We start from the raw sequence: 21,671 nt of genomic DNA on the forward strand, positions 1-21,671 counted from the left end.
CGGCGCGCTCACGGAGCGGCCTTGATTCGGGCGATCAGGTCGACCCCCTCGGAGTCGACGACGACGGCCCGCACGATCTGCCCCGGCACCAGGCCGATGCCCTGGACCGTGACGGAGCCGTCCACCTCGGGCCCCTGGTGGGCCGCCCGCCCCTCGTAGCCGCCGTCACCGAGGTCCTCCTCGATGAGGACGTCCACCTCGGTGCCGATGCGCTCTTCGGCCCGCTGGGCCATGAGCTCGTCCGCCAGCTCGGTGAGCGCGGCCACCCTGGCGTCGATGACCTCCTGGTCGAGCTTGCCGGGCAGGGACGCCGCCTCGGTGCCCTCCTCGTCGGAGTAGCCGAAGACGCCGATGACGTCGAGCCGCGCCTCCTGCAGGAAGTCGACCAGCTCGCCGAACTCCTCCTCGGTCTCACCGGGGAAGCCGACGATGAAGTTGGACCGCACGCCCGCCTCCGGGGCGCCCGCGCGGATGGTCTCCAGCAGGTCGAGGAAGCGCCGGGGGTCTCCGAAGCGGCGCATCCTGCGCAGCACCGTGCCGCTGGCGTGCTGGAAGGACAGGTCGAAGTAGGGCGCCACGCCCTCGGTCGAGGAGATCGTCTCCAGCAGGCCCGGGCGGAGCTCGGCGGGCTGGAGGTAGCTGGCCCGCACCCGGTCGATCCCCTCGACGGCGGCCAGGGCCGGCAGCAGTCTCTCCAGGGCCCGCAGGTCTCCGAGGTCCTTGCCGTAGGAGGTGGAGTTCTCGCTGACCAGGACGAGCTCCCTGACGCCCTCGCCGGCCAGCCAGGCCGCCTCGGCGAGGATCTCCTCCGGCTTCCGTGACACGTAGGCGCCGCGGAAGGCGGGGATGGCGCAGAAGGTGCACCGCCGGTCGCAGCCGGAGGCCAGCTTCAGCGAGGCCACCGGGCCGTCTCCGAGGCGTTTGCGCAGCGGGCGGGGACCGCTGGCCGGGGCCAGGCCCTCGGGCAGGTCGCCGTGGCCGGGGATGTGGGATTTGGGGGCGGCGGCGCGCTCGACCGGCGAGATCGGCAGCAGCGTCCGGCGGTCGCGCGGGCTGTGCGGGACGAGTGGCCTGTCGGCCAGCACGTCGTCCAGCCGCGCGCCGATCTGGGAGTAGTCGTCGAAGGAGATGACGGCCGACGCCTCGGGCAGCGCGTCGGCGAGCTGGTCGCCGTAGCGCTCGGCCATGCAGCCCGCGGCGACCACTTTGGCGCCGGAGTCGGCCGCGGCGAGCAGCGTGTCGATGGAGTCCTTTTTCGCTGAGTCGATGAAGCCGCAGGTGTTGACGACGATGACGTCCGGATCGTCGTCGCCCACCTGCCAGCCGGCAGCCTCAAGGCGCGCCGCGAGCTCTTCGGAGTCGACCTCGTTGCGCGCGCAACCCAGTGTGATCAGCGATGCGGTTCGGCGGGATGACATGGTGAACACTACGGTATCGGGAGTTGGCCACCATCGGCGCACTCCCCCTCCCCCAGGTTCCCCCTCCCGGCCTCTCCGGCCCCTCTGGAAGGCTCTCCCGGTCTTACCCGGCTCCCCCGTACGGTCAGGACTTGGAAGCCTTGTAGGAGTGTTTGAGCACCTCTCCCCCGGAGCCCGGGACACCGAGGTCCACGCCGTTCATCCGGACCGAGAAGGCCCCGGCATCACCGAAGGTGACCTTCAGCGCCTTCTGCGCCCGCCACACGGACGCCTGCCCGGCCGTCATCCGGCCGGAGAAGAGCCGGCGCCCGGCCGAGTCCTTGACGTCGAGCCAGGACGGGCGTCTCGCCGTGATCTGGAGGACCACCTCGCCCTGCTTCGGGGCGAGCGCCGCACCGGCCCGGCGCTGACCGCCGGCCAGCGGCCGCGCGTGCGCCGAGTGCGGCGCGGCCGACTTCTTGGCCGGGCGGATGTCGGCGGTCGGGGTCTCCTCCCCGCCCATCATCTTCACCACGCCGAACACCACGAGGATGGCCAGCGCCACCCCCATGGCCATCGTCCAGTTGGGTGAGCGGCGCTCCCGGATGTTGATCGGCTTGTCGGCCTGGAAGACGCTGGCCGCCCGCACCGGCAGCGGAACGCCCCCGTGCAGCTCGTCGTACTCGTGCACCATGGCCTCGGGATCCAGCCCGAGGACCTTGGAGATGTTGCGTATGTGACCCCGCGCGTAGAAGTCGCCCCCGCAGTGCGAGAAGTCGTCGCGTTCCATCGCGTGGATCAGTGCCTCGCGCACGCGCGTGCGCGCGCTCAACTGCCCGACGGTCATGCCCGCCGCCTGGCGTGCCTCTGCCAGACTGCCGCCAATGCTCATGCCGCACGCCCCCCAGCCCCCGACGTTGCGTAGTGAGTCCTATTCAATCAGTAATCAGGGGGACTGTGTACGCCGGGGGGGTCATCACCCTCTCAAGTCGGCCAGGAGACCCGGCAGGTCGTCGGGTTTGACCAGCACCTCCCTCGCCTTCGACCCCTCGCTCGGCCCGACGACGTTGCGGCTCTCCAGCAGGTCCATCAGCCGCCCCGCCTTGGCGAAGCCCACCCGCAGCTTGCGCTGGAGCATGGAGGTGGAGCCGAACTGGGTGGTGACGATCAGCTCGGCCGCCTGGACCAGCAGTTCGAGGTCGTCGCCGATGTCCTCGTCGATCTCCTTCTTGGCGGTGGCGGCGGCGGTGACGTCCTCGCGGTACTCGGCCTGCATCTGGGCCTTGCAGTGCGCGACGATCTCGACGATCTCCTTCTCGGAGACGAAGGCGTTCTGCAGCCGCATGGGCTTGCTCGCGCCCATCGGCAGGAACAGCGCGTCACCCTGGCCGACCAGCTTCTCGGCGCCGGGCTGGTCGAGGATGACTCGGCTGTCGGCCAGGCTGGAGGTGGCGAACGCCAGCCGGGACGGCACGTTCGCCTTGATCAGGCCGGTGACGACGTCCACCGACGGCCGCTGGGTGGCGATCACCAGGTGGATGCCGGCGGCGCGGGCGAGCTGGGTGATGCGGACGATGGAGTCCTCGACGTCGCGCGGGGCGACCATCATCAGGTCGGCGAGCTCGTCCACGATCACCAGCAGGTACGGGTAGGGCTGGTAGACCCGCTCGCTGCCGGGCGGCGGCACGAGCTTGCCCGCGCGCACCGCCTTGTTGAAGTCGTCGACGTGCCGGAAGCCGCTGGCGGCCAGGTCGTCGTAGCGGCGGTCCATCTCGCCCACCACCCACTCCAGGGCCTCGGCGGCCTTCTTGGGGTTGGTGATGATCGGCGTGATGAGGTGCGGGATGCCCTCGTAGACGCTCAGCTCGACCCGCTTGGGGTCGACCAGGACCATCCGCACCTCGTCGGGCGTGGCGCGCATCAGGACCGAGGAGATGAGGCCGTTGACGCAGACCGACTTTCCGGCGCCGGTGGCGCCCGCGATGAGCAGGTGCGGCATCTTGGCGAGGTTGGCCACGATCGTGCGGCCCTCCACGTCCTTGCCCAGGCCCACGATCATGGGGTGCTCGTCGGCCTGGGCGACCTGGGAGCGCAGGATGTCGCCCAGCGACACGAGGTCCTTGTCGGTGTTGGGGATCTCCACCCCGATCGCCGACTTGCCGGGGATCGGGCTCAGGATGCGGACGTCGGCCGACTTGACCGCGTAGGCGATGTTCTTGGTGAGCGCGGTGACCTTCTCGACCTTGACCGCCGGGCCCAGCTCGATCTCGTAGCGCGTCACCGTCGGGCCGCGGGTGAACCCGATCACCTGGGCGTCGATGGCGAACTGCTCCAGGACGCTGGTCAGCGCGTTGACCACGACGGTGTTGGCCTTGGTCTGCGGCTTCGGAGCGCTGCCGGAGCGCAGGAGCTGGGTGTCGGGCAGCGTGTACGGGCCCGACTGCGAGGAGAGCACGAGCTGCTCGACCTTGCGCGGCGCCGGGGTCGGCGCGGGCGGCTCGACCGGCGCGGGCCTGGGCGCGGGCGGCTCCTCCACCAGCCCCGGCACGATCTCCGGTGAGTGCTCGGCGGTCCGCTCGCCCGTCTCGGTGAGCAGCGGCGTGTCGTACGGCCGGGCGCCCTCGGGCCCCTCCCGGCCCTCCTCGCCCCCGCCCTCGCGGTCGTCGCGGGACCGCTCGCCGGGCTTCTTGCGCGCCGGGCGTTTGCGCGGCTCGCGGGTCCGGGCCGGGAGCTCCCGGTTGAAGAGCATGTGCCGGATCTCGGTCAGCCGTTCCGGGACCCGGTGCACCGGGGTGGCGGTGATCACCAGGACGCCGAAGCCCGCCAGGATCAGCAGCAGCGGGACGGTGATGAAGGCGGGCAGGATGCTCGCCGGGGGCGCGGAGACGATGAATCCGATCATGCCGCCCGCGGCGGCGACCTTGTCCATGCCGTCGGCGCCGCCCCCGGACGGGTACGGCGTGCCGTGCGCCACGTGCACGACGCCGAGCAGCCCGGCCACGAGGGCGGACCAGCCGATGCCCATCCGGCCGGTGTCGGCGTTCTCGTCCGGGTGCCGCAGCAGCCGCCAGGCCAGCAGCGCCACCAGGATCGGCGCCAGCCAGGCGAGTGAGCCGAACGCCCCGCGCATGAAGCCGTTGACGATCTCCGAGAACGTCCCGGTGGTCTCCCGCCAGATCAGCGCCGCCAGCACGATCGCCCCGGAGAAGACGGCCAGCCCGAGCCCGTCGCGGCGGTGGACGGGATCGAGCTCACGGGCGTTCTGGCCCATGGCCCGCGCCGCGCTGCCGACGGCCCCGGCTAGCAGCATCCAGATCCCCATGAGCAGCTTGCCGAACATGATGAAGACCCAGCTGATCGGGTCGGGCTGCGAGGGTGCGGACCTGCGGGCGGCGGGCTTCGCCCGCGCGGCGGCCGCCCGCCTGGCGGGGGCCGTACGGGAGGGGGCGGACCTCGCCCGGCCAGGGCCTCCCTTGGCCGGGGACTTGCCTGAAGGTCGGGACGTACGGGTGGCCATGGTAGCGAGGCTAACGAGCCCGGGGGCGGATCGCGCGGCGGCGCGCCGGGGAGGGCCGAAGAAGCCGGGAGGACCGGAGAAACCGGAGACCGGGGAGACCGGCAGGCGCCGGGCGGACGGTGGAACCGTTCCGCCCGGCGCCGGGGAGATCCCGGAGGGGATCAGGAGTAGGAGATGTCGGAGGAGGAGTAGAGGCAGTTCACGCCGTCGGCGCCGCTGCCGATGTGGCTCGGCTCCCCGCTGGTCACGCCCTTGTACTTGTCGCAGATCACGACCTTGCGGCTGGAGTCGTCGACGATGCGGATCGAGGAGAACCGGGCGGTGTCGCCGTAGTTGGTGTTGATGCCGGCGATCACCTTGCCCGGGGTCGTCGCCACCACGTTGGAGATGACCACGTTGCGCTGGTACTGCTTGGAGCAGTTGCCGCAGGACCGGTAGAGCTTGCCGAAGTTCTCGACCCGGAAGTTCTTTATGTACATCGTGCCCGGGCCGTTGTGCTGGAAGACCTTGTCGGTGGCTGACCTGGCGCCGCCGCCGTCGATGATCATCGTCTGGGAGGCGGAGGTGCCCTTGAAGGTGGCCGCGTCCTCGCCGACGTCCTCCCACCAGACGTTCTTGAGCGTGCAGGTGCCCGTGCAGTGGATGCCGTCGGCCGCGGGCGCGCCGAGGATCACGTTCTGCAGTGTGGCGCCGTCGGCCAGCTTGAAGATCGGGTCCTGGCCCTCGCTCTGCCCGCCGTCACCGAGGTCTCCGGTGCCGTAGTAGCGCTTCATGCCGCCGTCCATCGAACCGCTGACGTTGATGGTGGCGCCGACGGCCTGCTGGCCGTTCGGCGAGGGCCAGGAGCCGGTCGGCGGGTTCGTCGGGCCGGTGGTGGGGGTGACCGTGGGGGTCGGGGATGGGTCGGGGCCGGAGCCGGCGGACTTGAGGGCCCACTGCTTGCTCGCCGCCGAGTCGCAGGAGTTCTGCTTGACCGTGCTCCCCTCGGCGTTGAGGCACTTGGTGCTGCCGGCGTTGACGACCCGGTAGTTCGAGCCGCCGGCGGTCAGGTCCCAGCTCTGGAAAGCGCTTCCCGAACAGGCCTGCTGAATGACGGGTTTGCCCGCCGAGGTGCTGGCGCCCTGGATGTCGGCGCACTTGCCGCTGTGCGAGGCGACCAGCTTCTGGCCGCCGGAGGCGGACGAGAGCCGCCAGGTCTGGCTGGCGGCGCCGTTGCACGAGGACTGGGTCAGCACCGCGCCGTCGGACGCCGAGGCGCCCGTCACGTCGAGGCAGAGTCCGCTGAAAGAGTTCACCAGCGTGTAGGACCCGGAGGCCGGCGCGGCGGAGGCGGGGAGCTGCGACCCCACCACCGCGCCGGCCGCGAGCAACGCCGCGGCACCCGCCACGACGCAAGCCCGGAGCCTGCTTTTCGTCGACACGATCATCTCCCTTGTGAGCCTGGCTCGTTGAGCCCGTCAGGTGGGCCGAAGGTTGTTTCACAACATAGAACTACTTCCTGTGAAATGGAAAAGCCGGAACCGGCCGACCTTCGGGACCGAAGGAAAGCGCATTCCGTCCTATGTATTGACATGATGTTTCATGTAATAGAACCTCCTCATCAACGAGGCGTTGGGAGGAGACTTCATGTCCGCGCTCGACTGGTCCATTCTGGGCGCGTACTTCCTGGTCATGGTGGGCATCGGCGTGTGGTCGAGGAGCCGGATCAGAAGCGTGATCGACTTCTTCACCGCCGGAGGCCGGATCCCCCGGTGGCTGTCCGGCATCTCCCATCACATGTCGGGCTACAGCGCGGTCATGTTCGTGGCGTTCGCCGCGGTGGCCTACACCTACGGCCTGGCCATGTACGTCTGGTGGGCGCTGACGATCGGCATCGGCGTCGGCATAGGCGCCTTCCTGTGGGCGGCCCGGTGGAACCGGCTGAGGTCCCGGCACGGCGTCGTCTCACCGCTGGAGTACCTCGCCCGCCGCTACGACCTGCCCACCCAGCAGGTGCTCGCCTACAGCGGCGCGCTGCTGAAGGTCGTCGACATCGCGGCCAAGTGGGTGGCGATCGCCATCCTGCTCCGGGGCTTCACCGGGATGCCGATCTTCTGGGGCATCACGATCACCGGCGTCGTCACCCTCGTCTACATCACGGCCGGCGGCCTGTGGGCCGACGTGCTGACCGACTTCGGGCAGTTCGTCATCCAGGGCTTCGCGGGCGTCGCCATGTTCGTCGCGATCATGAGCCACCTGGACGGCGTGGCGACCCTGTGGACGATGTGGGACAGGCTGCCCCCGGGACACGGCGACCCGTTCGCCGGGCCGTACACCACGACGTTCTTCCTCGCCCTGCTGTTCATCAAGACCTTCGAGTACAACGGCGGCATGTGGAACCTGGCCCAGCGCTACATGGCCTCGCCCTCGGGCTCGGCGGCCAGGCGGTCGGCGCTGCTGTCCAGCGCGCTGTGGCTCGTCTGGCCGCTGGTGCTGTTCATCCCGATGTTCGCGACCCCCCTCATCGTTCCGGGCCTGGCCGACCCCGAGGAGGCCTACGTACGACTGGCCCAGAACCTGCTGCCGCAGGGCGTGATCGGCCTGGTGCTCGCCGGTTTCTTCTCGCACACCATGGCCATGGTCGCCTCCGACGCCAACGTGATCTCCTCCGTGATCACCAGGGACATCGCCCCGGCGATCGTCCGCAGGGTGCGCGACCTGTCGGCGCGGGCCGAGCTGACCTTCGCCCGGATGACCACGTTCGTCTTCGTGCTGGTGAGCATGACGATCGCGATCGCGACCCAGGGCGAGGGCGTGGTGCTGAAGATCGTCGTGGACCTGGTCGCGGCCACGATGGGGCCGATCTCCATCCCGCTGATGCTGGGCATGCTCCCCTGGTTCAAGCGGAGCGGTCCCACCGCCGCGATCGTCTCCTGGGCGGCGGGCCTGGGCGTCTGGGCGTACGTCAAGTGGATCCTGGAGTCCAAGGACACCGCGATGGTGGTCGGGGTGCCGCTGGCCACGTCGCTGGTCCTCTACGTGGCGGCCGGGTTGCTGAGGCCGGAGAACCGGGCCGACCGCGACGCCCTGGTGGACTCCCTGGGCGACGACACCGAGCCGGCGCGGGCCGGAGCGGGCGTCTGACCGCGGCGCCGGGGCGGGCCGTACCCGTACCGGAGGCCGCGCGGGCCGTACCCGTGCCGGAGGCCGCGCGGGCCGCCCCGGAGGCCCGATCGCGCCACCGGGGCGGCCCCGCCGCCTCGCCACGCGGGCGGGAGGGCCCGTCGCCGCCCGGCGTCCTGCCGGACGGCGGCGGGGCGTTCCCTCCCGCCCGCGCCTACCTGTCGGACTCCAGGACGCCGCCGTTGGCGACGTCGGACTTCTCGATCTCCGTGAAGACGATGCGCACCGCCTCCGGACGGACCTTGAGGACGTCCACGGCGGCCTGGGTCACCGCGCTGACGAACTCCCTGCGCTGGTCGAGGGTGCGGCCCGAGAGCAGTTCGACGGTGATGTTCGGCATGCTGAACCTCCGCTCCATTTTGTTGCATTACATGCGAGCACATCCCATTACATGAAACAATATGGAAACGTGCGCACCTGTCCCGCCGGACCGGGTGGAGCGGCCGGCGTCGCCGTACGGAGCGGGAAGGGGGTCAGCGGGCCCGGAGCGGGTCGGGGGCGCCGAGGGCCTGCGAGACCTCCCGGGCGGCGCTCACCACCTCGGGGGCGAGCCGCTGGATCTCCTCGCGGCCGAGGTCCATCGCGAGGGCGGAGATGGAGATGCCGCCGAGCACCCGGCCCGTGTGGTCGAGGACCGGGGCGCCGACGCACAGCACGCCCGGGAGGTTCTCCTCGTCGTCCAGGGCGTACCCGCGGGCCCGGACCACGGCGAGGTGGGCCAGCAGGTCCTCCTCGGTCACCAGGGTGTTGGGCGTCCGCCCCGGCAGCCCCGCGCGGGCGCAGATCTCCCGCACCTCCTCCTCCGGGAGCTGCGACAGCACGGCCTTGCCGATGGCGGTGCAGTGCAGGGGCAGGCTCATGCCGATCCGCGAGGGCATCTGGTACGGCCGGCGGCCCTCCAGCTTGTCGACGTAGACCGCCTCGTCCCCGCTGCGGACGGCGAAGTGCGTGGTGTAGCCGGTGCGCTCGTGCAGCGCCCGCAGCGCCCCGGACGCCTGCCGTGCCGGATCGAAGCGGTTCATGACCCGGCCCGCCAGGGTGAGGATCCGGGGGCCGGGCTCGTAGCCCCCGGAACCGTCGGACCGCGCGAAGCCCCACTCGACGAGCGACTGGAGGATACGGTGGACCGTCGACTTCGACACGCCCGTCGCCGCGGCGATGTCGGTCACGCGGTGGTGCTCGGCGATCGCCTCCAGCACCGCCAGCGCCTTGTCAATAGAGCTGCCTTCCCTGACCACGCTGCGAGCCTACTGGTCAGCGCGCCAACCAGCCTCCGTCCACCGCCAGCAGATGGCCGTTGACGTAGTCGGACGCGGAGGAGGCGAGGAAGACCGCCGCGCCCACGAGATCCTCCGGCGTGCCCCAGCGGCCCGCCGGGATGCGCCCGGCGATCTCGGCCTCCCGTACCGGGTCCTCGCGCAGCCGCCGGGTGTTCTCCGTCGCGATGTAGCCGGGGGCGATCGCGTTGACCTGCACGCCGGAGGCGGCCCACTCGCAGGCCAGCACCCGGGTCAGCCCGGCGACGGCGTGCTTGGAGGCCGTGTAGCCGGGGACGTTGATCCCGCCCTGGAACGACAGCATCGAGGCGATCATGATGATCTTCCCCGAGCGCCGGGTGAGCATCCCCGCGCCGACCGCCCGGCTGAGCAGGAAGACCGCGTCGAGGTTGACGTCGAGCACGTCGCGGAAGTCGGCGTAGGAGTGCCCGGCCGCCGGGGCCCGGCGGATGATCCCGGCGTTGTTGACCAGCACGTCGACCGGGCCCAGCCGCTCGGCGGCCTCCGGGATCCGCCCCGGGTCGGACAGGTCGAGGATCCAGCGCGTCGCCCGCCGGCCGGTGCCGCGGACCTCGGCCTCGACCTCGTCCAGGTCGTCGTCGCGTCCGTGCAGCACCAGGTCGGCCCCGGCGGCCGCCAGGCCCACCGCGACCGCCCGGCCGATCCCGGTCCGGGCGCCGGTGACGAGCGCGGTCCTGCCCTCCAGCGAGAACATCAGCGCATCTCGCCGATCGCGACCTGCTCCATGTCGTCGTACGCCTGGTTCTCCCCGCCCATCGCCCAGACGAAGGAGTAGTTGTGCGTGCCGAAGCCGCAGTGCACCGACCAGGGCGGCGAGATCACCGCCTGGCGGTCGGCGACCACGAGGTTGCGGGTCTCGTCGGGGCGCCCCATCAGGTGGATCACCCGCTGGTCGGCGGGCAGGTCGAAGTAGAAGTAGACCTCGGTCCTGCGCTCGTGGGTGTGGCAGGGCATGGTGTTCCACATGCTGCCGGGCGTGAGCACGGTCACGCCGAGCACGAGCTGGCAGCTCCGGATGCCCTTGGCGTGGACGTACTTGTGGATCGTGCGCTCGTCGGAGCCCTCGGGGGAGCCCAGCCGTACGGGCTCGGCGTCCTCCAGGGTGGCCTTCACCGTGGGGAGGGAGGCGTGCGCGGGGGTGGAGACGAGGTAGAACGGGCCGCCCTCGAACGTCACCTCCCGCGCTCCCATCCCGGCGTACAGGCACTCCTTCCCGGCCAGCTCGTACGGCGTGCCGTCCACCGTCACCGTGCCCGCCTCGCCCACGTTGACCACGCCCAGCTCGCGGCGCTCCAGGAAGTACCCGGCCCGCAGCCCGTCGGGGCAGGGCAGTTCCAGCGGCCCGTCGCCGGGCATCGCGCCGCCGACGACGATGCGGTCGTGGTGCGAGTGGACCAGGCGGACCTCCCCGGGCACGAAGAGCTGCTCCGCCAGGAAGCGGCGGCGCAGCCACTCGGTGGTCGCGCCGGGGATCTGGTCGGGTGCCGTGGCGTGCCGTACCTCCATCGAACCTCCATGTTCCGTTCCGCGTTCGGCAATCTGTTCTATTACATGGAATTAAAGCTTGCTACATAGAACATGTCGAGCGTACGGCACACCGTCTCGGCCAGGCCCCCGGCGACCCCGGAAAGCGCGGTGCCCGGCTGTCCCTGGAACGCGGTGCCCGGCCGGCCCGCCGGCTTGCCCCTGACGCGCGGGTCAGGGGTTAACGTCACGGCGCCGCACACCCCCCGGCTTCCCGCACCTTCCCATCCGACCGAGGGACATCACATGCCCACTCCACCGCGAATCTCCCGCGAGGTCCGGCTCGCCGCCCTGCCCGACGGCCTGCCGGGGCCCGAGCACTTCGAGGTCGCCGAGACCCCGCTGCCGGCTCCCGGAGACGGCCAGGCACTGGTCAGGAACCGTTTCTTCCACGTCTTCGCCGCGCTTCGCACCCTCATCGGCGGAGGTGTGAACGACGCGCCGTTCCCGCCGCTGCGCCCCGGCGACACCCTGTTCGGGGCGGCCGTCGGCGAGGTCGTCTCGGCCCCCGAGGACAGCGGCCTGCACCCCGGCGACCTGGTCTCACACTGGCTCGGGTGGCGCGAGTACGCCGCCGTGGACGTGACCGGGTGCACCCCGCTGGACGGCTCCCTTCCCGACCCGGCCGCCCACCTGGCGCCGGGCCGATTGGCCTACACCGCGCTGACCAGGGACGCTGAGGTCCGGCCCGGCGACACGGTCTTCGTCTCGGGCGGCGGCGGCGCGGTCGGCTCGATGGCCGGGCAGATCGCCCGGCTGCTCGGCGCGGGCCGGGTGATCGGCAGCACCGGCTCGCCGGAGAAGGCCGGACGGCTGGTCTCCGAGCTGGGCTACGACGCGGCCGTGGTCCGCGGCGCGGGCCCGATCGGCGAGCAGCTTGCGCGGGTCGCGCCCGGCGGCGTCGACGTCCTGCTGGACAACGTCGGCGGCGAGCAGCTCCGGGCCGCGGTGGCGGAGGCCCGGCCCGGGGCACGGTTCGTTCTGGTCGGCGCACTGTCCGGCCAGCTGTCACCGCACGGTTCCGGCGCCGAGGCGCCGGTCGAGCTGGACTCCTACCGGCTCATCCTCAGGCAGGTCACGATCCGCGGCTTCGGCGGCGCCGACGGCCCCGAGGGACTCTCGCGGTGGAACGAGCGCTTCGGCGGCTGGCTACGCTCCGGCGATGTCGTCTTCCCGCACGTGCGGGTGCGCGGCATCGAGAACGCCCCGCGGGCGCTGCACGAGGTGTTCCACGGCCGGCACATCGGCACCGTTATCGTGGAACTCTAGATTCCGTTCCGTGGGTCTTCGCCGTGCCGGGATCAGCGGAACGGAACCCGGACCCGCCGGGGCGGGGCCGCGGAACGGAGAACCCGGGACCGGAGGGCTGATGAGGATCGGCGACGCGGCGGCCGCGGCGGGGACCACCCCGCGCGCGCTGCGGTTCTACGAGCAGCGCGGGCTGCTGCCCCCGCCGCCGCGCACGGCGGCCGGGCAGCGGGAGTACGGCCCCCGCGAGGTGGCCCGGATACGGATCGTCCGCGAGCTGCTGTCCCTCGGGCTGACCGTCGAGGACGTGCGGAGCCGCGCCGATCGCCTGCACCTCCTGGAGGGCGACGCTTCGCCGTACGACGCCCCCGGATGCGCCGAGGGCCGGGGGGTCGTCGGGCGCCGGCTCGCCGCGTTCGACGAGGAGATCGCCCGCCTGACCCGGCTGCGCGAGCGGCTCGCCGCCCGGACCGGCGTGCGGGACGTCCCGGCTCCGTAGCCGTACGACGGTCCGGCGCCGTATCCACCGACACCCCGGCTCCGTAGCCGCACGGCCCCGGAAAGAGGGCTCCCGCCACACGGCGGAAGCCCTCTTTCGGAAGCCGGACCCGTCAGACCTCGATGACCACGGGGACGATCATCGGACGGCGGCGGAAGGTGTCGCTCACCCACCGGCCGACGGTCCTGCGGACCACCCGGCGGATCTGCTGGGCGTCGGCGACCCCGTCGGCCGCGTTGTTCTCCAGCGCCCTCTCGATCTGCGGCAGGATCTCGCTGAGCATGTCCGGGTCGATGCCGGAGCCCCGGGCGTGGATCTCCGGGCCGCCGGCCAGCTTGCCGGTGGCGGAGTCGACCACGATGACGATGGAGATGAAGCCCTCCTCGCCCAGGATCCGCCGGTCCTTCAGCGCGAAGTCGGTGACGTCGCCCACGGAGGTGCCGTCCACGTAGACGTACCCGGCGGAGACCGCGCCGGCGATCCGGGCGCGGCCGTCGACGAGGTCCACCACGACGCCGTCCTCGGCGATCACGATGTGGTCGCGCGGCACCCCGGTCAGCGCGGCCAGCTCGGCGTGCGCCCGCATGTGCCGCCACTCGCCGTGCACCGGCATGAAGTTGGACGGCCGGGTCACGTTGAGCAGGTACAGCAGCTCGCCCGCGGCGGCGTGCCCGGAGACGTGCACCTTCGCGTTGCCCTTGTGCACCACGCGGGCGCCCCACCGGGTCAGGCCGTTGATCACCCGGTTGACGGCGGTCTCGTTGCCCGGCACCAGCGAGGACGCCATCAGCACGGTGTCGCCCTCGGCGATCCGGATCGGGTGGTCGCGGTTGGCCATGCGCGACAGCGCGGCCATCGGCTCGCCCTGGGAGCCGGTGCAGATCAGCACCAGGTCCTCCGGCGGGAGTGCCTCGACGTCCCTGGAGTCGATGATCAGCTCCGGCGGCACCTTCAGGTAGCCCAGGTCGCGGGCGATGCCCATGTTGCGGATCATCGAGCGGCCGACCAGCGCGACCTTGCGGCCGTGGTTGGCCGCGGCGTCCATCACCTGCTGGACCCGGTGCACGTGGGAGGCGAAGCTCGCCACGATCACGCGCTTCTGCGCGGTGCGGATCACCTCGTCGATGACCGGCGCGATCTCCCGCTCGCTGGTGACGAACCCCGGCACCTCGGCGTTGGTCGAGTCGGACATCAGCAGGTCCACGCCCTCGGCCCCGAGCCTGGCGAAGCCCCCCAGGTCGGTCAGGCGGCCGTCCATCGGCAGCTGGTCCATCCGGAAGTCACCGGTGTGCAGCACCAGCCCGGCCGACGTCCTGATCGCGACGGCGAGCGCGTCCGGGATCGAGTGGTTGACCGCGAAGAACTCGGTCTCGAACGGCCCGAACCGGTGCCGCTCTCCCTCGACGACCTCGACCTTGACCGGCTGGATGCGGTGCTCGGTGAGCTTGGCCTCCACCAGCGCCAGCGTCAGCTTCGATCCCACGATCGGGATGTCACGCCGCTCGCGCAGCAGGTACGGCACGGCGCCGATGTGGTCCTCGTGGCCGTGGGTCAGCACCAGCGCCTCGACGTCGTCCATCCGGTCGCGGATGTACTCGAAGTCGGGAAGGATCAGGTCGATGCCGGGCTGCTCGGGCTCGGGGAACAGCACCCCGCAGTCGACGATCAGCAGGCGCCCGTCGTGCTCGAAGACCGCCATGTTGCGGCCGATCTCTCCGAGGCCGCCCAGCGCGACGATGCGCAGCCCGCCCTCGGCCAGCGGCGGCGGCGTCCCGAGATCCGGGTGGGGGTGGCTCATCCGGTCACCCCTTCCCGGTGCGCCGCGAATCCCTCACCGGGCGCCGCGGGCCTCGGCCGGACGGGGTACCCCCCACGTTCTCCATGTTCTCTGTGGCTCAAGCTTCCGTTCCTCCCCACTGCGGCCACTTCCGGCCGCCACGTTTCCTTTGTCATGCAACCCCGTCGGGCAGCTTCACGCCGCCCGCGACCAAGTCTTCTCGCAACCGTGCGACCTGCTGCTCCGTGGCCTCCGCCAGGGGCGGCCGCACGGATCCGGCCGGGCGGCCCAGCAGGGCCAGCGCCGCCTTCGCCATGATCGCCCCGCCGGCCTGCGTCATGATCCCGGAGACCACCGGGAGCAGCCTGCGGTGTACGGCGAGCGCGCCCGAGACGTCGCCCGCGCGGTACCGCTCCATCAGGTCGGCGATGTCCGCGCCCGCCACGTGCCCGATCACGCTGACGCAGCCCGCGGCGCCGACCGACAGCCACGGCAGGTTGAGCGCGTCGTCACCCGAGTAGAACGCCAGGCCCGTCGCGGCCATCACCTGCGAGGCGGCGAACAGGTCGGCCTTGGCGTCCTTGACCGCGACGATCCGCTCGTGGGCGGCCAGCCGCAGGAGGGTCTCGGTCGCGATCGGCACGCCGGTGCGCCCCGGGATGTCGTACAGCATGACGGGCAGGCCGGTGGCGTCGGCGACGGCGGTGAAGTGGCGGTGGAGCCCCTCCTGGGGCGGCTTGCTGTAGTACGGGGTGACCACCAGCAGGCCGTGCGCCCCGGCTCGCTCCGCGGCCCTGGCCAGCTCGACGCTGTGGCGGGTGTCGTTGCTGCCCGCCCCGGCGACGACCACGGCGCGGTCACCGACCGTCTCGACGACGGCGCGCAGGAGACGCTCCTTCTCCTCGTCGGAGGTCGTGGGCGACTCGCCCGTCGTGCCGCTCACGACGAGACCGTCGTTGCGCTGCTCGTCCACCAGATAGGCCGCCAGGCGCCGAGCCCCCTCATAGTCGACCGAGCCGTCCTCGGCGAACGGCGTGACCATCGCGGTCAGCATGCGCCCGAAGGGCGCGTCGGAGGTTCTCGTCGGCGCTGTCATAGACCGAACGGTACCCGGACTCCCTCAAAACGGTTGACCCCGCCACCCCGTTCGTGCTTCGCACGAGGACGGGCCGGTGAGGACGGATCGCCTCGCGCGCCCCGCCGCAGGCGACGGGCACGGACGCGGCGGCCGCCGGAGCGGGCCGTTCCCGCTCCCGGGACGTCTTCCCCGTCGACTCCCGAGCCACACCCCACAGTACTCGAAGCCTTCCCCAGGTGAGGGTCAGGCGAGACCGGAGCCGCCCGGTTTTCCTGCTTTTATGGCAAAAAAGCTTCAAAATCCGCAATGACGGATCATCGACCGGACGTCCTGCTCACCGGACGCATGGGAGACCGCCGATATGTGCTCGGGGGTACACACATCGGCGGTCTCTTCCGTTGAATCGGGGCCGCTTACCTGGGCGTTACACGGTCTCTGAGATATTTTCTGGCGCTTTCGACGGAAGGCAAAGTTGGGGCTCCAAACAGGCGTGATCACCCTCCGTATCGTCACGGATACGACAGGATGAGGCGACGCCCGCCGACCCCTGGGATGGACATCGTGGCAACCTCCGATCCTGTCTACCTGCGCGTCGTCGCCGACATCCGCCGCCAGATCGTCGACGGCTCCCTGCTCCCCGGCGCACCCGTCCCCTCCCGCGCCCAGCTCACCCGCAAGTACGGCGTGGGCGAGACCGCGGCCCGGCACGCGCTGCGCGTGCTGGCCGCCGAGGGCCTGATCGTCGGCCGCGTCGGCTCCGGCCACTACGTGCGGGCCCAGCCGGTGCTGCTGCCCCTGCACCGCTGGCGCCTCCACGACCATCACGTCCCCTTCGGCGCCGACCCCGGCCCCGAGGACGTGCGCGTCACCTGCGACCGCCGGTCCGAGACGGCCACGGCCACCCCTGACATCGCCCTGCGCCTGCGCCTGGGCGGCTGCGCCACGGTGGCTCGCACCCACTACGTCTTCCGCGGCGACGGCAGGCCGATCCAGCTCGCCACCTCCTACGAGCCCGCCGGGCTCGGCGAGTCCGGCCCCGGCGTCGGCCCTGATGAGCATCTCCGCGGGCCGGCCGCCCGCCTCGCCGCCCTCGGCATCAAGGTCACCGAGATCGTGGAGCAGGTCCGCACGCGCGTCCCCCAGCCCGCCGAGAGCGACGCGCTCGCCCTGCCCGCGGGCGTCCACGTCCTGCACGTGGAGCGCACCCACTGGGCCGGCGACCGCCCGGTCGAGACCAGCGACATCGTCATCCCGGGCGACCGCTTCCGCCTGATCTACACTCACGCGGTCCAGCAGTAGACCCGTTCCGCGAGCCGTGCGGGTCACGCGGGCCGCCGTGGAACGCCGTACGGCGAGGCAGGACTCCCGCCGCGGGGGCCCGCGAGATCCCCCGGGCTCCCGGGCCCCGCGGACCCGGGCAGGCCGGAATGTCGGCGGCCCCTGGTACAACCGACCTGGTTTCCCGAGCCGGAGGTGCCTCGCGTGCGCGTCAAGGACATGCCCCCCAGCGACCAGCCTCGCGAGCGGCTCCTGTCGAACGGCGCGACCGCGCTGGCCGACCGGGAGCTGCTCGCGCTGCTGATCGGCTCGGGGAGCCGGGGCACCAACGCGGTGGAGCTCGCCTCCCACCTGATCGCGCACTGCGGCGACCTTCGGGGACTGGCCCGCTCCGACGCTCACCGCCTGATGTCCGTCCCCGGCATCGGCCCCGCCAAGGCCGCCCGGGTGATCGCCGCCTTCCACCTGGTGCGCCAGGCGCAGTCGGAGCCGGAGCGGCGGCGGATCACCTGCTCGGGAGACCTCGCCTCGGTCGCCGCGCCGCTGCTGCGCGGCCTCGGCCGCGAGCGCGTGGTCGTCGTGGTCTGCGACGCCGGGGGCGCGGTGACCCGCCGGGCGGTCGTCAGCGAGGGCGGCGGAGACCACGTCCCGGTGTCCGTCCGCGAGATCGTCAGCACGGTCCTGACCTCGGACGGCATCTCCTTCGGCCTCGCCCACAACCACCCCGGCGGCTCCCTCGACCCCAGCCCCGACGATCTGGAGCTCACCGCGCGCCTGCACGAGGCGGCCGAGACCGTCGGTCTCCGCTTCCTGGACCATGTGATCGTCACCGACACCGCCTGGCGCCGGATCGGTCTCGGCGCCCCCTGACGACGTCTCCGAGGTGGTTCGAGGTGAGGGCGCCGTGCCACCCGGACGGCACGGCGCCCCACCCCGGGCCTGTCCGCGGACCCCTCCCCCGCCGTGGCCGGCCAGGCGTCTCCTCACGACATTGTGAGGAGACGTCCGGCCGATCCTCGCCACGGCGGGAACCCGCGGAACAGGACCCGACCCGGCGAGTCGATGGAGCGTGGGAAGCGACTCGCCGGACGGCCGGGCCCCGGCGGGCGGCATGGGGTCGCCCGCCGGGGATCCTTGTGGTCCCGCATCGGCCCTCCACCGATGCGGGACCGCCTCCCGTCTCGAGCGCCATGGCCCCCCAAGAGACGGGTGGTTGGTATGCCCGGCGGCGGGAGACCCCTGCGCGTCCCGCCGCCGGGCACGTTCATCGGCCGTCACCGCGCGGTGCCGGCCAGCAGGCGGCGCCAGAGCTCCTGCGTCCGGCTCGCGATCTCCCACGGTGACTCGTGGACGACCGTCACGCCGTTCCGCCGCTCCGTCCGCCGTACGAACATCAGCCCTCCCGCCTGACACAGCTCGTAGAACGTGGCCAGGCAGTCGCAGGTGTGCTCCTTCACCCGCACCCGCGAGGTCCTCGGCCGCTCGGGCCGCCAGTCGACCAGCCCGTGCTCCGGCCAGAGAGTGCTCGGGTGAACGCTGTGATGGCGCTCCCCGTTCGGTGTCACCCATGGTTTCCGCCTGACCACCCTCCGACTATAAGCCACCTCGTACCTCTACGTCTATCTGCCCGTATCCTTCACGGCAATTAGACGTCTGGTTTGTGGGTATACGTCCTTGTTGGTCTAGCATTTGACCGTGCTTGATCGAGACGGCCCCATACCGGTCTACAAGCAGATCGCGGAGATGATCCGCGAACGGATCACCACCGGGGACATCACCCCCGGCGAAGCCATGCCCAGCGAGGCGGAGCTGGAAAGCGAGTACGGCATCGCCCGCACGACCGCGCGGCGGGTCGCCCGGGAACTGCGCGAGCAGGGACTCGTCTACACGGTCCAGGGCGAGGGCACCTTCGTCGGTGAGCCCGACGTTCCGCGCGCGCCCCGCAAGACGCCCCGTTACCAGCGGATAGCCGAAGAGGTCGCCGAACGCATCCGGCGGGGCGATTTCCCGCCGAACCGCGCGATCCCCAGCGAGAAGGCGCTCATGGCGCAGTACGGCGTCGCCAAGGCCACCGTCCGGAACGCCGTGGCCCACCTCCGCGAGCAGGGATGGGTCTTCACCGTGTCGCACCGGGGGACGTACGTGTCCGCCAAGGAGAAGTGGCCCGACACGACACACAACCCGTGAGACGCGCCGCCGTGACACGTGCGGCGCGCCGTGACCGCGGCGCGGTTCCTCCGGTGGCCGCCGGGACGGGCGGACAGGCGTTCGACTGATCTTCCGGGGTCGTGATCGGATCCGCGCCCGCGCGGCCGAGGACCGGGGGAACGCCCGGAGACACGCGGTCTCGACCGGGGCGGCATGAGTTCCGGCCGGGGCCGAGCGGTTTTCACGACATGACCAGCCGGATCACGGACCGCCGTATATCTTCCGGATGTGCTCGACCACGACGGGGACACCCACGTCTACCTCCAGATCGCCGAGATCATCCGGAAGCGGATCACCGCCGGAAGGTTGTCTCCCGGGCAGCGGGTCGCCAGCGAGGCCGAGATCAGGCGGGAGTTCGGCGTCGCCAGGACGACCGCCAGGCGAGCGTTGCGGCTGCTGCGCGAGGAAGGGATCATCTATGCCCTCCAGGGCGAGGGCACCTTCGTGGGGCCACCCGGCAAGGGCGTCCGGCAGCCGAGCAGGACGCCGATGTACCGGCGGATCGCGGATGACGTGATCGGGCGCATCCGCGGCGGCGCCATCCGGCCACGTCGCCCCATCCCCAGCGAGACGGCCCTGACGCAGGAGTACGGCGTGGCACGGGAGACCGCCCGCCGGGCCGTCGCCCTCCTCCGCGAACAGGGATGGATCTACACCGTGCCGCAGCGCGGAAGCTTCGTCTCCCCCGAGGAGGAGTGGCCCGCCGAAGAGCCGGGACTCCGCTGAGGATCAGCCCGGCAGCTTGGCGGCGATGACGCCGAACGGGTTGATCGCCGGGGCCTTCTCGAAGAGGTCCGGGGCCTGCTCCGACAGTGCCCTGATCAGCTCACCCGACATGTGGGCGTCGCGGGCCTGCTCGTCGGGGAATGCGTCGAAGACCGCGTACAGGGTGGAGCCCAGGCGGATCGCGAACCAGGCGGTGGTCCCCGGCTCCTTCTCGACGAGTTGGAGCGCCTCGGTCAGGAAGCCCTCCGCCTCAGCCTCCTTGCCCGGCTTGACTTCCAGCAGGGCGAGCAATCCCAGGGTGACCATGTCGCCTCCCGCGGGTCTCTCCGATGAAGGACCTGTCACCCTCAGCGTTCCCAGACCGGGGCCACGACTACCGGATCCGTCCGCGGCGCTTCGCCCTGCCGTCCTCCGTCCCCCGCGGCACGAGGGCCGCGGCCGTCGGATCCGCCCGTGGCACTCCCCCGCCGGGGAGCGCGGCGGGCGTCCGCGAGGTCACGAGCCGGCGCGCGCCCGCAGGGCCGCGAGGGCCCGGTCGGCGTGGGCGCGCATGTTCGTCTCGCTGTGCACGACCTCCAGCACGCGGCGGTCGGTGTCGATGACGAAGGTCATCCGGCGGGTCAGGAACGGCCCGGCCGCGAAGGCACGGCGGGCGCCCAGCGCGCGGGCGACGGCGCCGCCGGGGTCGGACAGCAGGGGGAAGCCCAGCTCGTAGGTGTCGGCGAACCTCTTCTGCCGGGCGACACCGTCACGGCTGATCCCGACCGGATGAGCCCCCAGCGCGGCGAATTCGCCGGCCAGGTCACGGAAGTGGCAGCTCTCGGTCGTGCAGCCGGAGGTCATGGCGGCCGGATAGAAGAACAGCACCACCGGCCCCTCGGCCAGCAGGTCGCTGAGGCGCCGCGCCGTACCGGTCTCGTCGGGAAGTTCGAAGTCCTCGACCACGTCCCCGACCGCGGGCCCACCGCTCATGCCTTGTCCTTCCCTCGCGCCGCCGGCGCGTCCTCTCCCGCCCCGGGGCGGAACCGTGCCCCGGTTCTCCGGTCCCCCATTGTGGGGTGGGCGCCGGCCCGCGGGACAGGGGCCCCGGCGACCGGCCGTACGGGGCTTTCCACGGGGCCGGCGGCGGTGGCCGCCCCGGGTGGGGCGGCGTGCTAGCGTCGCCGCCCATGACGGAGAACGTGTACGTGGGCAACGCCGGCGTGGACGCCCCCGGTGACCGCGGCTGGCTGCTCGGGCACTTCAAGCCGGTCGGCGACGTACGGCACAGCGAGGACGTGGAGATCAAGTGGGGCGTGCACCCCCGCGGCGACGAGCGCGCGGAGTGGGTGCGGGGTGAGAAGCGCACCGCGCTGCTGGTGCTGATCAGCGGGCGGTTCCGGGTGGAGCTGCCGGGGCGCAGCGTGGTCCTGTCCGAGCAGGGTGACTACGTGGTGTGGGGGCAGGGCGTGGACCACTCCTGGTACGCCGAGGAGGAGTCGGTGGTGCTGACCGTGCGCTGGCCGTCCGTCCCCGGCTACGCCGTCGCCTGAGTCCCTCCCGAGGCCGTGGACACGCCCGGCGGACCCACCTGCGGCTTCGTGCCCGTCTCCGCTCCTGGCCCGGCCTGTCCGGCGGGGAGCCCGGCCCCGCCCCCCGGGCGAAGGCACCCACCACCCTCGATATCGGCATCACCGCGAGCCCCCGCGGAGTGAACCGTGACCCGCCCGTCCGCGCGCGTGCCCGCTCCGCGCGCCAGCATCGGGACATGAGCGCTGAATCCCGGACCGTCACCTTTCCCGACGGCCGTCACCTGACCTGCGACACCTGTGGCAACGAACAGTTCGAGCAGCATTCCTGGAAGCTGCAGACCACGGGGATGACCTTCATGAACCTCGACTGGGCCAACCGCGACGCGACCTGCTACGTGTGCTCGGTCTGCCGGCGGATCCACTGGTTCCACCTCTGAGCCGCCGGCGG

Annotated in this window: 22 protein-coding genes; 9 read left to right on the forward strand and 13 right to left on the reverse strand. The window is 71.8% G+C overall.

Features of this window, described 5'->3' with window-relative positions; all coding sequences use genetic code 11:
* Positions 1-8: 8 nt before the first annotated feature.
* The 4 genes from rimO to HDA43_RS06840 all read right to left on the reverse strand — a co-directional run bounded on the left by rimO (position 9) and on the right by HDA43_RS06840 (position 6,335).
* A complete protein-coding gene (gene rimO / locus HDA43_RS06825) occupies positions 9-1,418 on the reverse strand; it encodes a 30S ribosomal protein S12 methylthiotransferase RimO (protein ID WP_179818856.1) in 1,410 nt (469 codons plus the stop codon).
* Between the two features lie 124 nt (positions 1,419-1,542).
* Positions 1,543-2,289 (reverse strand): helix-turn-helix domain-containing protein, encoded by a 747-nt coding sequence (locus HDA43_RS06830; RefSeq protein ID WP_179818857.1) that lies wholly within the window; start codon positions 2,287-2,289, stop codon positions 1,543-1,545.
* Positions 2,290-2,373: 84 nt separating this feature from the next.
* The gene (locus HDA43_RS06835) at positions 2,374-4,914 is read right to left on the reverse strand and encodes an FtsK/SpoIIIE family DNA translocase (protein WP_179818858.1); all 2,541 of its coding nucleotides are present in this window, start codon (positions 4,912-4,914) and stop codon (positions 2,374-2,376) included.
* A gap of 161 nt (positions 4,915-5,075) precedes the next feature.
* Positions 5,076-6,335, reverse strand: a complete 1,260-nt coding sequence (locus tag HDA43_RS06840; protein WP_312873061.1) for a pectate lyase — start codon at positions 6,333-6,335, stop codon at positions 5,076-5,078.
* A gap of 205 nt (positions 6,336-6,540) precedes the next feature.
* Between HDA43_RS06840 and HDA43_RS06845 the strand changes: the two genes are divergently transcribed.
* The gene (locus HDA43_RS06845) at positions 6,541-8,037 is read left to right on the forward strand and encodes a sodium:solute symporter family protein (protein ID WP_179818860.1); all 1,497 of its coding nucleotides are present in this window, start codon (positions 6,541-6,543) and stop codon (positions 8,035-8,037) included.
* A gap of 193 nt (positions 8,038-8,230) precedes the next feature.
* On the opposite strand, the gene HDA43_RS06850 is transcribed toward HDA43_RS06845, so the two are convergent.
* The 4 genes from HDA43_RS06850 to kduI all read right to left on the reverse strand — a co-directional run bounded on the left by HDA43_RS06850 (position 8,231) and on the right by kduI (position 10,880).
* Positions 8,231-8,416: a tautomerase family protein gene (locus tag HDA43_RS06850; protein ID WP_179818861.1), complete on the reverse strand. Its 186-nt coding sequence runs from the start codon at positions 8,414-8,416 to the stop codon at positions 8,231-8,233.
* Between the two features lie 133 nt (positions 8,417-8,549).
* Entirely contained in the window at positions 8,550-9,314 is a 765-nt protein-coding gene (locus HDA43_RS36320; RefSeq protein ID WP_179818862.1) for an IclR family transcriptional regulator, read from the reverse strand.
* Positions 9,315-9,330: 16 nt separating this feature from the next.
* Positions 9,331-10,068, reverse strand: a complete 738-nt coding sequence (locus tag HDA43_RS06860; protein WP_179818863.1) for an SDR family oxidoreductase — start codon at positions 10,066-10,068, stop codon at positions 9,331-9,333.
* Complete coding sequence (kduI, locus tag HDA43_RS06865) at positions 10,068-10,880, reverse strand: 5-dehydro-4-deoxy-D-glucuronate isomerase (RefSeq protein ID WP_179818864.1); 813 nt, start codon at positions 10,878-10,880, stop codon at positions 10,068-10,070. Before kduI ends, HDA43_RS06860 begins: the two co-directional genes overlap by 1 nt.
* 264 nt (positions 10,881-11,144) lie before the next feature.
* Between kduI and HDA43_RS06870 the strand changes: the two genes are divergently transcribed.
* Positions 11,145-12,167: an MDR family NADP-dependent oxidoreductase gene (locus HDA43_RS06870; protein ID WP_179818865.1), complete on the forward strand. Its 1,023-nt coding sequence runs from the start codon at positions 11,145-11,147 to the stop codon at positions 12,165-12,167.
* 100 nt (positions 12,168-12,267) lie between these two features.
* On the forward strand, positions 12,268-12,645 hold the full coding sequence (locus HDA43_RS06875; RefSeq protein WP_179818866.1) for a MerR family transcriptional regulator: 378 nt from the start codon (positions 12,268-12,270) through the stop codon (positions 12,643-12,645).
* 112 nt (positions 12,646-12,757) lie between these two features.
* On the opposite strand, the gene HDA43_RS06880 is transcribed toward HDA43_RS06875, so the two are convergent.
* Positions 12,758-14,443 carry a ribonuclease J gene (locus tag HDA43_RS06880; RefSeq protein ID WP_179818867.1) on the reverse strand — a complete coding sequence of 562 codons (1,686 nt, stop codon included), beginning with the start codon at positions 14,441-14,443 and terminating at the stop codon, positions 12,758-12,760.
* 151 nt (positions 14,444-14,594) lie between these two features.
* Positions 14,595-15,518, reverse strand: coding sequence for a 4-hydroxy-tetrahydrodipicolinate synthase (dapA, locus tag HDA43_RS06885; protein ID WP_179818868.1), 924 nt, complete (start codon positions 15,516-15,518; stop codon positions 14,595-14,597).
* A 543-nt stretch (positions 15,519-16,061) separates the two neighbouring features.
* On the opposite strand from dapA, the gene HDA43_RS06890 reads away from it, so the two are divergent.
* Together HDA43_RS06890 and HDA43_RS06895 are read left to right on the forward strand one after the other, a co-directional pair.
* Positions 16,062-16,799, forward strand: coding sequence for a GntR family transcriptional regulator (locus tag HDA43_RS06890; protein ID WP_179818869.1), 738 nt, complete (start codon positions 16,062-16,064; stop codon positions 16,797-16,799).
* 183 nt (positions 16,800-16,982) lie between these two features.
* A complete protein-coding gene (locus tag HDA43_RS06895; RefSeq protein WP_179818870.1) occupies positions 16,983-17,648 on the forward strand; it encodes a JAB domain-containing protein in 666 nt (221 codons plus the stop codon).
* A 404-nt stretch (positions 17,649-18,052) separates the two neighbouring features.
* On the opposite strand, the gene HDA43_RS06900 is transcribed toward HDA43_RS06895, so the two are convergent.
* A complete protein-coding gene (locus HDA43_RS06900; protein WP_179818871.1) occupies positions 18,053-18,343 on the reverse strand; it encodes a hypothetical protein in 291 nt (96 codons plus the stop codon).
* Positions 18,344-18,473: 130 nt separating this feature from the next.
* Between HDA43_RS06900 and HDA43_RS06905 the strand changes: the two genes are divergently transcribed.
* Together HDA43_RS06905 and HDA43_RS36325 are read left to right on the forward strand one after the other, a co-directional pair.
* Complete coding sequence (locus HDA43_RS06905) at positions 18,474-18,965, forward strand: GntR family transcriptional regulator (protein ID WP_179818872.1); 492 nt, start codon at positions 18,474-18,476, stop codon at positions 18,963-18,965.
* A gap of 249 nt (positions 18,966-19,214) precedes the next feature.
* Positions 19,215-19,712, forward strand: a complete 498-nt coding sequence (locus HDA43_RS36325) for a GntR family transcriptional regulator (protein ID WP_179818873.1) — start codon at positions 19,215-19,217, stop codon at positions 19,710-19,712.
* 3 nt (positions 19,713-19,715) lie between these two features.
* Here HDA43_RS36325 and HDA43_RS06915 read toward each other — a convergent pair whose 3' ends face one another.
* A complete protein-coding gene (locus tag HDA43_RS06915; RefSeq protein WP_179818874.1) occupies positions 19,716-20,018 on the reverse strand; it encodes a putative quinol monooxygenase in 303 nt (100 codons plus the stop codon).
* Positions 20,019-20,207: 189 nt separating this feature from the next.
* Positions 20,208-20,684, reverse strand: a complete 477-nt coding sequence (locus tag HDA43_RS06920; RefSeq protein WP_179818875.1) for a peroxiredoxin — start codon at positions 20,682-20,684, stop codon at positions 20,208-20,210.
* A gap of 197 nt (positions 20,685-20,881) precedes the next feature.
* Here HDA43_RS06920 and HDA43_RS06925 point away from each other — a divergent pair, with 197 nt between their 5' ends.
* Positions 20,882-21,244 carry a cupin domain-containing protein gene (locus HDA43_RS06925; protein WP_179818876.1) on the forward strand — a complete coding sequence of 121 codons (363 nt, stop codon included), beginning with the start codon at positions 20,882-20,884 and terminating at the stop codon, positions 21,242-21,244.
* Between the two features lie 215 nt (positions 21,245-21,459).
* Positions 21,460-21,660, forward strand: coding sequence for a hypothetical protein (locus tag HDA43_RS06930; protein ID WP_179818877.1), 201 nt, complete (start codon positions 21,460-21,462; stop codon positions 21,658-21,660).
* The last annotated feature ends 11 nt before the right edge of the window (positions 21,661-21,671 follow it).

The sequence above is a fragment of the Streptosporangium sandarakinum genome (assembly GCF_013409935.1).
GTDB classification, from domain to species: domain Bacteria; phylum Actinomycetota; class Actinomycetes; order Streptosporangiales; family Streptosporangiaceae; genus Streptosporangium; species Streptosporangium nondiastaticum.